The organism is Streptomyces sp. NPDC008092 (assembly GCF_042957285.1).
In the GTDB taxonomy this organism is placed as follows: domain Bacteria; phylum Actinomycetota; class Actinomycetes; order Streptomycetales; family Streptomycetaceae; genus Streptomyces.
Window position 1 is genome coordinate 106,254 of the sequence record NZ_JBIBHY010000009.1, and the last position, 14,332, is coordinate 120,585.

General features: G+C 72.1%; 13 protein-coding genes and 1 pseudogene. 3 read left to right on the forward strand and 11 right to left on the reverse strand.

The annotated features are described in order from the left end of the window. The first annotated feature begins 18 nt into the window (after positions 1-18). Both rho and ACFZB3_RS28455 read left to right on the forward strand, forming a co-directional pair. On the forward strand, positions 19-1,167 hold the full coding sequence (gene rho / locus ACFZB3_RS28450) for a transcription termination factor Rho (RefSeq protein WP_391380033.1): 1,149 nt from the start codon (positions 19-21) through the stop codon (positions 1,165-1,167). Between the two features lie 118 nt (positions 1,168-1,285). Further along, a pseudogene (locus ACFZB3_RS28455) lies at positions 1,286-2,131 on the forward strand (D-alanyl-D-alanine carboxypeptidase family protein); the annotation flags it as partial. Positions 2,132-2,220: 89 nt separating this feature from the next. Here the strand turns inward: ACFZB3_RS28455 and ACFZB3_RS28460 are convergent. After that, positions 2,221-3,561: a glycosyltransferase 87 family protein gene (locus tag ACFZB3_RS28460; protein WP_391380034.1), complete on the reverse strand. Its 1,341-nt coding sequence runs from the start codon at positions 3,559-3,561 to the stop codon at positions 2,221-2,223. A gap of 8 nt (positions 3,562-3,569) precedes the next feature. Next, on the reverse strand, positions 3,570-4,964 hold the full coding sequence (gene mptB, locus ACFZB3_RS28465) for a polyprenol phosphomannose-dependent alpha 1,6 mannosyltransferase MptB (protein ID WP_391380036.1): 1,395 nt from the start codon (positions 4,962-4,964) through the stop codon (positions 3,570-3,572). Between the two features lie 284 nt (positions 4,965-5,248). Between mptB and ACFZB3_RS28470 the strand changes: the two genes are divergently transcribed. After that, a complete protein-coding gene (locus ACFZB3_RS28470) occupies positions 5,249-6,262 on the forward strand; it encodes a 2-dehydropantoate 2-reductase (protein ID WP_391380037.1) in 1,014 nt (337 codons plus the stop codon). Between the two features lie 27 nt (positions 6,263-6,289). Here the strand turns inward: ACFZB3_RS28470 and ACFZB3_RS28475 are convergent, their stop codons facing one another. The 9 genes from ACFZB3_RS28475 to crcB (ACFZB3_RS28515) all read right to left on the reverse strand — a co-directional run bounded on the left by ACFZB3_RS28475 (position 6,290) and on the right by crcB (ACFZB3_RS28515) (position 14,320). Beyond that, the gene (locus ACFZB3_RS28475) at positions 6,290-7,228 is read right to left on the reverse strand and encodes a glutaminase (protein WP_391380040.1); all 939 of its coding nucleotides are present in this window, start codon (positions 7,226-7,228) and stop codon (positions 6,290-6,292) included. 36 nt (positions 7,229-7,264) lie between these two features. Continuing rightward, positions 7,265-8,680, reverse strand: a complete 1,416-nt coding sequence (gene aspA / locus ACFZB3_RS28480; protein WP_391380041.1) for an aspartate ammonia-lyase — start codon at positions 8,678-8,680, stop codon at positions 7,265-7,267. A gap of 162 nt (positions 8,681-8,842) precedes the next feature. Beyond that, on the reverse strand, positions 8,843-9,853 hold the full coding sequence (locus ACFZB3_RS28485; protein WP_391380043.1) for an asparaginase: 1,011 nt from the start codon (positions 9,851-9,853) through the stop codon (positions 8,843-8,845). 43 nt (positions 9,854-9,896) lie between these two features. Beyond that, on the reverse strand, positions 9,897-11,336 hold the full coding sequence (locus tag ACFZB3_RS28490) for an amino acid permease (protein ID WP_391380045.1): 1,440 nt from the start codon (positions 11,334-11,336) through the stop codon (positions 9,897-9,899). Next, entirely contained in the window at positions 11,333-12,010 is a 678-nt protein-coding gene (locus ACFZB3_RS28495; RefSeq protein ID WP_362580114.1) for a FadR/GntR family transcriptional regulator, read from the reverse strand. Before ACFZB3_RS28495 ends, ACFZB3_RS28490 begins: the two co-directional genes overlap by 4 nt. Before the next feature lie 182 nt (positions 12,011-12,192). Then, positions 12,193-13,029: an undecaprenyl-diphosphate phosphatase gene (locus ACFZB3_RS28500; RefSeq protein ID WP_391380047.1), complete on the reverse strand. Its 837-nt coding sequence runs from the start codon at positions 13,027-13,029 to the stop codon at positions 12,193-12,195. 72 nt (positions 13,030-13,101) lie between these two features. Next, complete coding sequence (gene crcB, locus ACFZB3_RS28505; RefSeq protein WP_391380050.1) at positions 13,102-13,476, reverse strand: fluoride efflux transporter CrcB; 375 nt, start codon at positions 13,474-13,476, stop codon at positions 13,102-13,104. Next, the gene (locus tag ACFZB3_RS28510; RefSeq protein ID WP_391380052.1) at positions 13,473-13,862 is read right to left on the reverse strand and encodes a DUF190 domain-containing protein; all 390 of its coding nucleotides are present in this window, start codon (positions 13,860-13,862) and stop codon (positions 13,473-13,475) included. Before ACFZB3_RS28510 ends, crcB (ACFZB3_RS28505) begins: the two co-directional genes overlap by 4 nt. Then, positions 13,859-14,320, reverse strand: coding sequence for a fluoride efflux transporter CrcB (gene crcB, locus ACFZB3_RS28515; RefSeq protein ID WP_391380054.1), 462 nt, complete (start codon positions 14,318-14,320; stop codon positions 13,859-13,861). The genes ACFZB3_RS28510 and crcB (ACFZB3_RS28515) overlap by 4 nt, the downstream gene beginning before the upstream one ends. Between the last annotated feature and the right edge of the window lie 12 nt (positions 14,321-14,332).

Here is a 14,332-nt window from a genome sequence, read left to right on the forward strand (position 1 = left end):
GCGAAAGGACCACCTCTCATGACCACCACACTCGAACCCCCTGTACAGCAGCAGGACCGGCCCGCCGCCCGGCCGGTCACCGGTGTCCTCGACATCGACGCGGGCGGGAAGGGGCAGCTGCGGGCCCCGGACTGCCTGGCCTCCCCCGCCGACCCGCAGGTCTCCCCGGCGCTGATCCGCCGTCACGGCCTGCGCAAGGGCGACCTCGTCGAGGGCGTCCGCGGCGACCGGCGCACGCTGACCGGGATCACGCGCGTCAACGGCCGTACGCCCGACGAGCTGCGCGGCCGCCGTCACTTCCGCGACCTGACCCCGCTGCACCCGCACGAGCGGATCCGCCTCGAACACCCCGCCGCCGGGCTCGCCGGACGGGTCACCGACCTGCTCGCGCCGGTCGGCAAGGGGCAGCGCGGGCTGATCGTGGCCCCGCCGAAGACCGGCAAGACCGTGCTGCTCCAGCAGTTCGCGGCCGCCGTCGCCGGCAACCACCCGGAGTGCCACCTCATGGTGCTGCTGCTCGACGAGCGCCCGGAGGAAGTCACCGACATGCGGCGCTCGGTGCGCGGCGAGGTGTACGCCTCCACCTTCGACCGGCCCGCCAAGGAGCACATCGCGCTGGCCGAACTCGTCGTCGAGCGCGCCAAGCGGCTCGTCGAGGACGGCCGGGACGTCGTCATCCTGCTCGACTCCCTGACCCGGCTGTGCCGGGCCCACAACAACGCGGCCGCCTCCAACGGCCGTACCCTCAGCGGCGGTGTCGACGCCGGTGCGCTGCTCGGCCCGAAGCGGTTCTTCGGCGCCGCCCGCAAGGCCGAGGAGGGCGGCTCGCTCACCATCCTCGCCACCGTCCTGGTGGACACCGGCTCCCGGGCCGACGGCTACTTCTTCGAGGAGCTGAAGAGCACCGGCAACATGGAGCTGCGGCTGGACCGCGAGACGGCCGCCCGCCGGGTCTTCCCGGCCGTGGACATCGCCCCGTCCGGTACCCGCCGCGAGGAACTCCTGCTCACCCCGGCCGAGTTGACCGCCGTCCGCGGGCTGCGCCGGGCCCTGCAGAGCCGGGAGGGCGCTCCGGGCGGTCTGGAGACGCTCCTGGAGCGGCTGCGGGAGACCCCGGACAACGCGGCCTTCCTGCGGCGCGTGCAGCCGACCCTGCCGGCCGGCTGAGCCCGGCAGCCCCGCCCACGGGTGCGCACCGGGCCGGGCGTGCGGCATCCGGGTGCTCCCCGCCTCCGACCGGCCCTGGCAGCGCGCCGGACACCGCCCCCGTTCCTACGTTGATCATATGACGATCGGATTCTCTGACCGATTCCCTCGGCGAGCGGCGGTGACGACCTGCTCCGTCTGCCTGGCGGGCCTGCTGGCGCTGGCGCCCGGCGCGGCCACCGCCGGCACCGCGGCGCTCGACCCGGCCCCGCCCCCGAGGGCGGTGGTGCCCGGACCGTCGCTGCTCTACCGCTCCGGCACCCAGGTGCGGCCGCACCCCGGTGCCCCGGCGCTCCCGGACCTCTCCGCGCTCTCCTGGCTGGTCGCCGACGCGGACACCGGCCAGGTGCTGGCGGCCAGCCACGCACACCGCCGGCTGCCACCGGCCAGCACCCTCAAGACCCTGTTCGCGCTCACCGTGCTGCCCGTCCTGCCCGCCGACCTCCCGCACCGCGTGACGTCGAGGGAACTGGCGGACGTCCCCGAGGACAGCAGCGTGGTCGGGGTCGAGGCGGGCCACACCTACCAGGTGGCCGACCTGTGGCGCGGGGTCTTCCTCAGCTCCGGCAACGACGCCGTGCACGTCCTCGCCGCGCTCGACGGGGGCTGGCGGCGCACCGCCACCCGGATGCAGGCCAACGCCCGTGCCCTGGGCGCCCTGGACACCCACGTCGAGTCCCCCGACGGCTACGACGCGCCGGGACAGGTCTCCTCCGCGTTCGACCTGGCGGTGTTCGGCCGGGAGGGGCTGCGCAACGCCGACTTCGCGCGGTACTGCTCGACCGCCGAGGCCCGCTTCCCCGACGGTGCCGGCTGGTCGTTCGGCATCGAGAACACCAACCGGCTGCTGACCGGCGCGGACGGTGTGGGGCGGTATCCCGGCCTGATCGGCATCAAGAACGGCTACACCAGCAACGCCGGCAACACCCTCGTCGCCGCCGCCCGGCGCGGCGGGCACACCCTCCTCGTGACGGTGATGAACCCTCAGGACGGCGGCGTGTACGACGAGGCCCGTCAGCTGCTCGACTGGGGTTTCGGGGCGGCCGGACGGGTCGACCCGGTGGGCTCGCTGGACGCTCTGCGGGCCAGGCCGCGGCCCCGGCCGGGCCCGAGCACCGTACCGATGGCGGCGGCCACGGCACCCGACGACGACTCCGACTGGTCGGAGACCGCCGTCGTCGCGGGGCTGGCGGTGCTCGGCGCGGGCGCCGTCACCCTGGCGATGCGGCTCAGGGGCGAACGCTCCGGCCGGGACTGACCGACCGGCAGTCCCAGGAGCAGCCCCAGCGTGATCCAGGTGTAGATGTTGCTGCCGAGGAACCCGTCGATGCCGGACGCGTCGTCGAACCACAGCCACACCACACTGGTGCACATCATCGCGTAGAGGGCACCCGCGGTCCGCGGGCGCCCGGCACGCGCCAGCAGCACGAACGACGGCAGCACCCACACCAGGTGGTGCACCCAGGTGATCGGGCTGACCAGGCAGGCGGCCAGGCCGGTGAGCGCGAAGGCGGCCGTCCAGTCGCCGGCCGCCACGGCCTTGCGGGTCCGCCACGCCCACACGGCCAGCGTGAGCAGCACCGCGATCGCCCACAGCGGCTTGTCCGGATGGCCGAGCCGGGCCAGCACGCCCTGCAGCGACTGGTTGGAGACGTAGTCGAGCCGGCCGACCCGGCTGGTGTCCCAGAGCGCCTGGGTCCAGTAGAACCGGGACGCCCTCGGGTCGGCCCAGGCCGCGAGCCCGGTCGCGGCGAGCGCCACGGCCGTGGCGACACCGGCCGCCCGCCACTTGCGGCCGATCAGCAGCATGAAGATGAACAGGGCCGGCGTGAGCTTGATCGCGGCGGCGAGCCCGATGCCGACCCCGGCCCAGCGGCCCCGCCCGCTGCGCAGCAGACAGCAGTCCGCGAGCACCAGGGCGAGCAGGATCAGGTTCACCTGGCCGAAGCTGAAGGTGTCCCGCAGCGGCTCGAACAGCGCCAGCCCACACAGCGCCAGCGCCCACCGGTACCAGCCCCAGCGCCGCCAGCCGGGACCGGCCAGGATGCGCAGCACGAACGCCAGCGCGGCCAGGTTCAGCAGCAGCGAGGCCGCGATGGCGAGATGCAGCCCCACCAGCGCCATGGGCAGCATGCCGACGGCCGCGAACGGCGGGTAGGTGAACCCGTACTCCGTCCCGGGCACCCGGTAGTCGTAGATCCGCCCGCCGTGGTGCACCCAGGTGTGCACGGTGCCGTAGTACACGCGCAGGTCGAACCAGTCGCGCAGCAGCGGCACGGTGGCCGTGAACGCGGTCACGGCGGCGACGAGGACCAGGACGAGCAGCAGCCTGCCCCGGTCGGTCCGCGGTCGCATCGGGCCTCTCATGCCGTACGTCCCACGGCCGGGGCCTGCGCGGCCTGGTGGGCCTGCCACAGCACGACCACGCCGAGCACCCCGCCGGAGACGGCGAGGACCAGCTGGCCGATGTCGGCCGGGCCGCCGCTCGGCAGCACGGCGAGGGCGAGCACGCCGGTGACGGCCGCCACCCGGTGCCGTACCGAGGTGCTGGGCGCCGCCGCCGCTATCAGGAACAGGCCCCAGATGGCGTACCAGGGGCGGATCGCCGGCCCGAACGCGGCGACCGCGGCCAGGCTCAGGCCGAGGGCGTAGACCGGGCGGGGCCGCAGCCGGACCCATATCAGCAGCACGGTCACCGCGGTGAGCGCCAGCCCGAGCAGATGCCAGGCCGGGACGGCGAGCGGTGCCAGATCGCTGCCGAAGTGTTCGAGGATCCGGCCGGTGGCCCGGCCGAGCAGGCTGCTGAGCGCCCAGTTGTGCGGGGACACGGGCGTGTCGAGCGCCCTTATCCACCCGTACCCCGTCCCGGCGACGGCGGTCGCCACCACCGTCGTCGCCCCGGAGGCGATCGCCGTCGTCAGGGTGGCCCGTACGGGACTGCGGCCCTTGCGCGCCTGTACGACGATCACCGCGAGCAGACCGAGCGCCGCGGGCGCCTTCACCAGCGCCGCAAGCGTGACCAGTACGGCTCCCAGGACCGGCCAGCGGCCGAGCGCCGCGACCAGGCCGAGGCCCAGCAGACCGAGCATGATCGCGTCGTTGTGGGCGCCCGCGACCAGGTGCAGCAGCACCAGCGGGTTGAGGGCGCCGAGCCAGAGCGCGGCGGCCGGGTCGGCGCCGCTGTGCCGGGCGAGCCGGGGCAGCGCGGCCGCCATCAGGCCGACGCCGAGCAGGGCGACCAGCCGCATCCCGAAGAGCCCGGCCGGGAGTTCGCCCCGGGTCAGCCCGGACAGCAGCGAGGCCACGCCCATGAACGCGGGTCCGTACGGGGCCGCGGTGTTCTGCCAGACCGGCGCGACCTCGTCGGCCAGCGGGCCGCCGAGCTGGGCGGGTCCCGACGTGTAGACGTCCATGTGCGCGTCGACCATCGCGCCCTGCGCGAGGTAGCTGTACACGTCCCGGCTGAACAGCGGCGGCGCCAGCAGCAGCGGGGCCGCCCAGACGGCTAGGACCAGCAACAGCTGTCGCGGGGTGGGCGGTTCGGAACCGCGCACGAGGCGCCCCAGCAGCAGCCATGCCGCGATCAGCAGCACGACGCCGAAGTAGACGCCGACCAGGCCGAACGCCGCCTGTACGGAGCTGGGCGCGAGCAGATCCTCCACGGGCAGGGCACCGGCTGTCTCACCTCCCAGGGCGAGGAAGGCGGTGCCGGCCAGTCCGAGTACCTGGCAGCGGCGTAGATCGACGGGGAAAGCCATGGCCAACACTGGGTCAGCGTGTCAATTGCGGGTGGCCGGAAAGCGACGAGGTGTTTTCTTGGGAGGGGCCTGGTTGTTACCTGTGGGTGGTGGACCGTGGCCGGATGCGGGTGGGAGGGCGTCGAGAGTCCCGCTGCCCGGTACGACATGGCACCCGGTCCTAGATCGGTAGGGTGACCGACGCGGCCTCCGGGCTCCCTCTCCGCCGGGTCCGGCGGACCGCGCGTCCGCCGCGGCGCCCGGCGAACACCCCGGGCCCACCGCCGATTCACCGGAGGTCACCCGTGTCGAAGCCCCGTTTCGCCGTCCTCGGCGCCGGCAGCATAGGCTGCCATCTCGGCGGCCGCCTCGTCGCCGCCGGGTACGAGGTGGTGTTCATCGGCCGGCCGTCCGGCACGCAGGTACTGCGCGAGCGCGGGCTCACGCTCACCGCCTCCGGCCGCCCGCCCGTGCACCTCGCACCCGACCGGCTGACCCTCGCCACCGGGCCCGCGGCCGCGGCCGACGCCGACTACGTGCTCGTCACGGTGAAGACCGCCGGCACCGCGCCCGCCGCCGAGGACCTCGCCGCCCACCTCGCTCCCGGCGCCGTCGTGGTCAGCTTCCAGAACGGGCTGCACAACCCCGCCACCCTGCGCGCCGCCCTGCCGGGACACACCGTGCTCGCCGGGATGGTGCCCTACAACGTGGTCCAGTCCGAACCGGGCACCGTGCACCAGGGCATGCCGGGCACGCTCATGACCGAGCCCGACGACACCCTGCACGCGGCCCTGCGCAGCGCGGACCTGGCCGTCGAGGCCCGCACCGACATGACCGCCGTGCAGCACGCCAAACTGCTGATGAACCTCAACAACGCGGTCAACGCGCTGTCCGGGCTGCCGCTGCGCGACCAGCTCGGCCGACGGGCGTTCCGCCGCTGCCTGGCCCTGTGCCAGCGCGAGGCCCTCGCCGCCTACCGCGCCGCCGGGATCGCCCCCGCCCGCCTCGGGCCGGCCTCGCCCCGCCTGACCCCGTACGTGCTCGGACTGCCGGACGCCCTGTTCCGCCGGGTGGCGGCAGCCTCCCTGCGCATCGACGCCCACGCGCGCTCCTCGATGTGGGAGGACCTGCAACGCGGCCGGGCGACGGAGATCGACTCGCTGCAGGGCGAGATCGTCGCCGTCGCCCGCAGCCACGGACACCGGGCCGGCGCCAACGCCAGGCTCGCGGCTCTGGTGCACGAGGCGGAGGCCACCCCGCGCACCTGGACCGGGGCGGAGTTGTACGCCGAGCTCCGTGCGGCGTCCCGAAGGCCGTGACCGAGCCGCACGACCCGCACCGGGCCTCTAGAACACCGACAGACCCGTCAGCGTCGTGAACCGGTCCAGGGCGGCCACCCCCGCCACCGAGTTGCCCCGCTCGTCCAGGCCCGGGCTCCACACGCACAGGGTGCAGCGCCCCGGCACCACGGCGATGATCCCGCCCCCGACCCCGCTCTTGCCCGGCAGCCCCACCCGGTACGCGAACTCGCCCGCCGCGTCGTACGTGCCGCAGGTCAGCATCACGGCGTTGACCTGCTTCGCCTGGCTCCTGGTCAGCAGGCGGGAGCCGTCGGCCCGGATGCCGTGGCGGGCCAGGAACGTGGTGGCCAGGGCGAGGTCGGCGCAGGAGGCGGCGACGGAGCACTGGCGGAAGTACTGGTCGAGGAGGACCGGGATCTCGTTGTCGATGTTGCCGTAGGACGCCATGAAATGGGCCAGCGCGGCGTTGCGGTCGCCGTGCTCGGACTCGGAGGCGGCCACCTCCCGGTCGAAGTCCAGGTCGGCGTTGCCGCTCTCGGCGCGCAGGAAGGCCAGCAGCTCGCCGGCCGCGTCCGCGGTACGGGTCTGGAGGCGGTCGGTGACGACGAGGGCGCCCGCGTTGATGAAGGGGTTGCGCGGGATGCCGTTCTCGTACTCCAGCTGGACCAGGGAGTTGAAGGGGTTGCCGGAGGGTTCGCGGCCGACGTGTTCCCAGAGTTCGTCGCCCTCGCGGGCCAGGTCGAGGGCGAGGGTGAAGACCTTCGTGATGGACTGCGCGGAGAACGGCTGCCGCCAGTCGCCGACGCCGTAGACCGTGCCGTCCAGCTCGGCGACGGCCATGCCGAAGCTGCGGGGATCGCAGGCCGCGAGCGCCGGGATGTAGTCGGCGGGACGGCCGCGACCCGGCGTCCGCGCTATCTCCTCGGCGATGCGCTCCAGGACCGGCAGGAAGGTTTGGGACGACGTCATTGTCATGATCACCATTGTGCCTCCGGACCGGTCCTGGTGCGTGTTCGCAGGTCAGGCGAGGGGCGAGCCGCTGCCGGCCAGGACCTCGGGGCGCAGCAGGCCGGCGAGCCGCTCGGCGGGCAACAGGCCCTTCTCCAGGACGAGTTCGGCGACCCCGCGGCCGGTGGCGAGGGCCTCCTTGGCGATGTCGGTGGCCGCCGTGTAGCCGATGTACGGGTTGAGGGCGGTGACCAGGCCGATGGAGTTCTCGACGGTGGCCCGCAGCACCTCGGTGTTGGCGGTGATGCCGTCCACACAGCGCTCGGCGAGCGTCAGGCAGGCGTTCCGCAGGTGCGTGATGCTCTCCGACAGGGAGTGCAGGATGATCGGCTCGAAGGCGTTGAGCTGGAGCTGCCCGGCCTCGGCGGCCATCGTGATGGCGACGTCGTTGCCGATGACCTCGAAGGCGACCTGGTTGACGACCTCGGGGATCACCGGGTTGACCTTGCCCGGCATGATCGACGAACCGGCCTGCACGGGCGGCAGGTTGATCTCGCCGAGCCCCGCCCGCGGCCCGGACGACAGCAGCCGCAGGTCGTTGCAGCTCTTGGAGAGCTTGACCGCGATCCGCTTGAGCACGCCGGACATCTGCACGAAGGCACCGCAGTCCTGGGTCGCCTCCACCAGGTTGGCGGCGGTGACCAGGGGCAGCCCGGTGATCTCGGCGAGGTGCCGGCGGGCCGACTCGGCGTAGCCGGCGGGCGCGTTGAGGCCGGTCCCGATCGCCGTGGCACCGAGGTTGATCTCGTGGATCAGCTCGACGGCCTCGGCGAGCCGGCTGCGGTCCTCGTCCAGCATGACGGCGAAGGTGGAGAACTCCTGCCCGAGCGTCATGGGAACGGCGTCCTGCAACTGCGTACGGCCCATCTTGAGCACGTCGCGGAACTCGACGGCCTTGCGGCCGAAGGCGTCCTGGAGCACGGCCATCGCCCTGAGCAGGCCACGCACCGCGAAGACCGTCGCGATCTTGACGGCGGTCGGGTAGACGTCATTGGTCGACTGACCGAGGTTGACGTCCTCGTTCGGGTGCAGGTACCGGTACTCGCCCTTCTGATGCCCCATCAACTCCAGCGCCCGGTTGGCGACGACCTCGTTGGCGTTCATGTTCGTCGACGTCCCGGCTCCGCCCTGGATGACGTCGACCACGAACTGGTCGTGCAGCTTCCCGGCCCGTATCTCCCGGCAGGCCGCGACGATCGCCGCGGCCTTCTCCGGCGCCAGCAGCCCCAGTTCCTCGTTGGCGAGAGCGGCGGCCTCCTTGACCGCGGCGAGGGCGTCGATCAGGTGCGGGTAGGCGGAGATCGGCGTACCGGTGATCGGGAAGTTCTCGGTGGCACGCAGACTGTGCACACCCCAGTAGGCGTCGGCGGGCACGTCACGGTCGCCGAGCAGGTCGTGTTCGCTTCGGGTGACGACGGTGGTGGTCATGAGGGTGGGATTTCCTCTTTCGGAGGGAGTGAACTTTCCAAGCCCGGAACTACAGCGCCCCGTCAGGGGCGCTGGGGGTACCCCCGGCCGAAGGCTGGGGGAGGAACTGCGCGACCAGCCCCGGACGACCCGCAGTCGCCCACGACATGGCCACCCAGCCTCTTAGGCGCAAACCGAAACCGGCTCCAGGGAGCGAACAGGCCGCACCCGCCCGACCTCCCTGCCACCGCCGAGCAGCGCCTCCCCGGCGAACCCGGTCAGCAGCCCCGGATCCACCCCGGCGCGGGCCAGCGCGGCCGCCGCCACCGGAACGCGCGCCCGGTCCGCCCCGTCGGAGATCTTCACGGCGACGGCGCGGCCGTCCGGCAGCGCGGCCACCTCGACGCCCTCGAAGCCGTCCTTGGCCAGCAGCCCCGGCACAGCGGCCATCAGCGCGGCCACGTCACGCCCCGCCCCGGACGCCATCTCCGCGTGCTCCCGCATCGCGTCGGCGACCTTCGCCTCGGGCGTACCCGGCTCTGCCGCGACGATCCTCGAGACCGCCCGCGCCAGCCCGTGCAGGGAGACGGAGAACAGCGGCGCCCCGCAGCCGTCCACGGTCGTCGCCGCGACCCGCTGCCCGGTCAGGTCCTCGACGATCTCGGCGATCGCCTGCTGCAACGGGTGCGCCGGATCGAGGTAGTCCTCCAGGGACCACCCGTTGAGCTTCGCCGTCCACAGCATCGCCGCATGCTTGCCGGAGCAGTTCTGGGCGAGCCGCGACGGCTGCCGGCCGGCCCGGATCCACTCGTCCCGCACGGCGGAGCCGTACGGCATGTCGGGGACGTTGCGCAGGTCGGCCTCGGTCAGTCCGGCGAGGCCGAGGATCCGCCGGGTCCCGGCGAGGTGCCGCTCCTCGCCGGAGTGGCTGGCGGCGGCCAGCGAGAGCAGGTCGCCGTCGAGGGGCAGCCCGGCCCGCAGCATGGCGACGGCCTGGACGGGCTTGAGGGCCGAGCGCGGGTAGAACGCGGCCTCGATGTCGCCGAGCTGGAACTGGACCCGGCCGTCGGCGCCGAGGACGACGACGGAGCCGTAGTGGATGCCCTCGACGACCCCGCCGCGGATGAGGTGGGCGACGGGGGCGTGGAGGGGTTCACGGACGATGGGTGGGTCCGCGGGGGAACTGCTGTACATCACTGCCTGGTCTCGGGTGAGGTGGGACGGACCGGTACGCGGTTCACGCGCCGGATCCGGTGGACGTGCGCGCGAGGCGGCCGCGGATGGCGTACCAGCCGGCGACCAGCGCGGCGACGATCAGCGGCAGGCACAGCACGGTGGTGCGTCCGGCGCCGCCGTCGGCGTACATGAGGACCAGGACGGCGGCGAGGAACGCCAGCGTCACGATCTCGGTCCAGGGGGAGCCCGGCAACCGGTAGCCGGGGCGGGTGAGTTCGCCGTTCTGGGTCTTCCGCCAGAAGAGCAGGTGGCAGAGCATGATCATGCCCCAGGTGCAGATGATGCCGATCGCCGCGAAGTTGAGGACGATCTCGAACGCGTCGGCGGGGACCACGAAGTTGAGGCCGACGCCGAGGACGCAGATGCCGCTGGTGAGCAGGATGCCGCCGTACGGGACCTGGGTGCGGCTCATCTTCGCGGTGAACTTCGGGGCGGAGCCGTTGACGGCCATGGAGCGCAGGATGCGGCCGGTGGAGTAGAGGCCGGAGTTGAGCGAGGACATGGCCGCGGTGAGGACGACGAGGTTCATCACGCCGCCGGCCGCCGGGACGCCGATGTGCGAGAGCACGGTGACGAAGGGGCTCTGTCCCGCCGTGTACTTGTTCCAGGGCAGCAGCATCGAGAGCAGGACGACCGAGCCGACGTAGAACAGGCCCACCCGCCACATGATCGAGTTGATCGCCTTCGGCATGATCTTCTCGGGGTTCTCGGTCTCGCCCGCGGCGACGCCGACCAGCTCGACCGAGGCGTAGGCGAAGACGACGCCCTGGATGATCAGCAGCATGGGCAGCAGGCCGTTGGGGAAGATGCCGCCGTTGTCGGTGATCAGGGACGGGCCGGGGGTGGTGCCGTCCACGGGGTGCTGGGTGACCAGCAGGAAGATGCCGATGACCATGAAGACGACCAGGGCGCTGACCTTGACGATCGCGAACCAGAACTCCAGTTCGCCGAAGATCTTGACCGAGATCAGGTTCACGGTCAGGACGACCGCCAGGGCTATGAGGGCGATCACCCACTGGGGTATGTCGGAGAACATCCCCCAGTAGTGGGTGTAGGTGGCGACCGCGGTGATGTCGGCGATGCCGGTGGTCGCCCAGTTCAGGAAGTACATCCAGCCCGCGGTGTAGGCGCCCTTCTCGCCCAGGAACTCCCGGGCGTACGAGACGAACGCGCCGGAGGACGGGCGGTACAGGACGAGTTCGCCGAGGGCGCGCACGACGAGGAACGCGAAGACGCCGCAGACCGCGTACGCGACGAAGAGGGAGGGGCCGGCGTCGGCTAGGCGGCCGCCGGCGCCGAGGAAGAGGCCGGTGCCGATGGCGCCGCCGATGGCGATCATGTTGACGTGCCGGTGCTTCAGCGACTTGCTGTAGCCGTGGTCCCCGGCGTCGACGTGACGGGACGAGGGGCGCGTCTCGTCTTTGAGGTGCTGTTCGCTCACGCCTCGGTTCCGCCTTCCTGGTGCTGGTCCGTGCGCGCGGGGCGCACGATGTGGGTGAGGGTGGTCTCGACGCGGTCGAGGTGGTGGCTCATGGCGTCCACGGCGTCGGGTTCGGAACCGTCGATCAGGGCTTCGACGATGGCCCGGTGCTCCCGGTTGGACTGCTCGCGGCGGCCGCCCAGTTCGTTGAGGAAGGCCGACTGACGCGCCAGTGCGTCCCGGATCTCCTCGATGACCCGGCGGAAGACCGGGTTCTGGGCGGCCTCGGCCACGGCCAGGTGGAAGAGGGTGTCCATCGCGACCCACGCGGTGGTGTCCGTCTCCCGCTCCATGCGGTCGAGCAGATGGGCGAGGTGGTCCAGGTTCTCCGGGGTGCGGCGCAGCGCCGCGTACCCGGCGACCGGGATCTCGATGTGGCGGCGCACTTCGAGCAGGTCGCTGGCCGCGTAGTCGCCGAAGGTGGGGTCCTCGACGGCGCTCGCGACCACGAAGGTGCCCTTGCCGGTCTTGGAGACGGTCAGGCCCATCGTCTGCAGGGCCCGCAGGGCCTCGCGCAGGACGGGCCTGCTGATCTCCAGGGTGCGGCAGAGCTCCGCCTCGGAGGGGAGCTTGTCGCCCACGGCGTACTCGCCGCGCTCGATGGCGGCGCGCAGGTGCGCCAGTACCGCTTCCATGGCGCTCACACGCCGCGGGGGCTGTCCGGCTGTCGGGCTGTCTGACAGGTTCACGGGTGAGATGTTCCGGGTTGCGGGACGAGGCTGTCAAGGTGTCGCGAAAGGAAACATTCACGGGGTGCGACGCCTGAATGCAGGCATCACACCCCGTGGCGGAGCGGTGACCGGTGGAACGGCGGCCGTCAGGCGTTGATGGTGCCCGTGGCGAGCAGGCCGAAGACCGCCAGGCCGATCACGATCCGGTAGATCACGAAGGCGTTGAAGGAGTGCTTGGCGACGAACTTCAGGAGCCAGGCGATGGAGGCGTAGGCGACCACGAAGGAGACGATCGTGCCGACGGCCAGCGGGGCGGCGCCCACGCCCGCGCCGAGCGCGTCCTTGAGCTCGTAGATGCCGGCGCCGGTCAGGGCCGGGATGCCGAGGAAGAAGGAGAGACGGGTGGCGGCGACGCGGTCCAGGTCCAGGATGAGCGCGGTGGACATGGTGGCGCCGGAGCGGGAGAAGCCGGGGAAGAGCAGGGCGAGGATCTGCGAGCAGCCGACCAGCATCGCGTCCTTGAAGGAGGTGTCGTCCTCACCGCGCTTGTGGCGGCCCATCTGGTCCGCCGCCCACATCACGCCGGAGCCCACGATCAGCGAGCCGGCGACCACCCAGAGAGAGGCGAGCGGGCCGTCGATCAGCGGCTTGGCGGCGAGGCCGACCAGGACGATCGGGATGGTCGCGTAGATGACCCACCAGGCGAACTTGTAGTCGTGGTGGTAGCGCTCGTTCTTGTTGGCCAGTCCCCGGCCCCAGGCGGAGACGATCCGCTTGATGTCCTTGAAGAAGTACACCAGCACGGCGGCGATGGCCCCGACCTGGATGACGGCGGAGAACCCGACGACGGACTGGTCGTCGACGGGGATGTTCATGAGCCCCTCGGTGATCTTGAGGTGACCGGTGGAGGACACGGGAAGGAACTCGGTCACCCCCTCGACTACCCCGAGGACGGCGGCCTGACCGACGGAGATGGCGCTCATGGGATCCAGTTCTGCAGAGTTTGGTCGACAGTGCTGTAGACAGTCTTACAGTGCGCGGGTGTGAAGCAAGTCCTAGGCCCACACGGCCTGGGCGATCGCCACCCCGGCGAAAGCCGCCCCGAGCCCCGCCACGAGGCTCGCGACGACGTTGGCGGCAGCGTAGAGCCCGGCGCCGGTCTCGGTGAGCCGGAGGGTCTCGTAGGAGAACGTCGAGTACGTCGTCAGCGCCCCGCACAGCCCGGTGCCGAGGAGCAGCTGGAGGTGCGGGCTCGCCGCGCCCGCCGTCGCCGCGCCGGTCAGCAGGCCCAGGATCAGGCAGCCGGTGACGTTCACCACGAAGGTGCCCCAGGGGAAGACGGAGTCGTGCCTGGCCTGGACGGCGCGGTCGGTGAGATAGCGGAGCGGAGCACCGACCATGGCGCCGAGGACCACCAACAGCCAGTTCACAACGACTTCTTACCCTTCACGTCCGTTTTGCCCGTGTCGCCTGTTTCGTGCGTGCGGCCGACATACCTGATGACCTCACAGTCGTCCAGGGTCACGAGCCCCTCGGTCACCAGTTCGTCGAGTTGCGGCAGGAACGCCCGGACCCGCTCCTCCGTGTCCACGACGACGACCGCGACCGGCAGGTCCTCGCTCAGCGACAGCAGCCGCGAGGTGTGGATGCGCGAGGAGGCGCCGAACCCCTCGATGCCCCGGAAGACGCTGGCGCCGGCCAGCCCGGCGGTGTGCGCCCGGTGCACGATCTCCGTGTACAGGGGCCTGTGGTGCCAGATGTCGTCCTCGCCGATATAGACGGTCAGGCGCAGGGCGCGGCCGGTCAGTCTCGTCATCGCTGCCTCCGGGTGAGGACACGACGGGTCACGGTCGCGGCGCACCACACCGCCGCGAGGGCCGCGCACAGGGTCGCGGCGAGGTAGGCGAGGCCGGTGCCGGGCCGGCCGTGGTCGACCAGTTTCTGGATGTCGACGGCGTAGGTGGAGAAGGTGGTGAAGCCGCCGAGGACGCCGGTACCGAAGAAGGGGCGGACCAGGCGGTGCGCCGGGAGTCCTTCGGTGATCAGGACCAGGAACGCGCCGATCACCGCGCAGCCGATGACGTTCGTCCAGAAGGTCGCCCAGGGGAATCCCCCGGCGGCCGTGGGCAGGGCCAGGGCGAGGGCGTAGCGGGCCACGGCGCCGAGCGCGCCGCCGGCGGCGACCACCGCGACGACCGGTGCCTGGGCACGCCACTCGGGCCGCCGCTGGGGGCCCGGCTGGACACGGAGGCTCTCGGCTTCCGGGGCTGTCATGGTCGTACGTCT

What these genes read in the sequence shown, in the direction of transcription:
- ACFZB3_RS28485 (WP_391380043.1), bottom strand. Translation starts at nt 9,853, where the DNA reads ATGTACAGCAGTTCCCCCGCGGACCCACCCATCGTCCGTGAACCCCTC.
- ACFZB3_RS28475 (WP_391380040.1), bottom strand. Translation starts at nt 7,228, where the DNA reads ATGGTGATCATGACAATGACGTCGTCCCAAACCTTCCTGCCGGTCCTG.
- ACFZB3_RS28495 (WP_362580114.1), bottom strand. Translation starts at nt 12,010, where the DNA reads ATGGAAGCGGTACTGGCGCACCTGCGCGCCGCCATCGAGCGCGGCGAG.
- ACFZB3_RS28500 (WP_391380047.1), bottom strand. Translation starts at nt 13,029, where the DNA reads ATGAGCGCCATCTCCGTCGGTCAGGCCGCCGTCCTCGGGGTAGTCGAG.
- crcB (WP_391380054.1), bottom strand. Translation starts at nt 14,320, where the DNA reads ATGACAGCCCCGGAAGCCGAGAGCCTCCGTGTCCAGCCGGGCCCCCAG.
- ACFZB3_RS28510 (WP_391380052.1), bottom strand. Translation starts at nt 13,862, where the DNA reads ATGACGAGACTGACCGGCCGCGCCCTGCGCCTGACCGTCTATATCGGC.
- aspA (WP_391380041.1), bottom strand. Translation starts at nt 8,680, where the DNA reads ATGACCACCACCGTCGTCACCCGAAGCGAACACGACCTGCTCGGCGAC.
- ACFZB3_RS28460 (WP_391380034.1), bottom strand. Translation starts at nt 3,561, where the DNA reads ATGCGACCGCGGACCGACCGGGGCAGGCTGCTGCTCGTCCTGGTCCTC.
- mptB (WP_391380036.1), bottom strand. Translation starts at nt 4,964, where the DNA reads ATGGCTTTCCCCGTCGATCTACGCCGCTGCCAGGTACTCGGACTGGCC.
- rho (WP_391380033.1), top strand. Translation starts at nt 19, where the DNA reads ATGACCACCACACTCGAACCCCCTGTACAGCAGCAGGACCGGCCCGCC.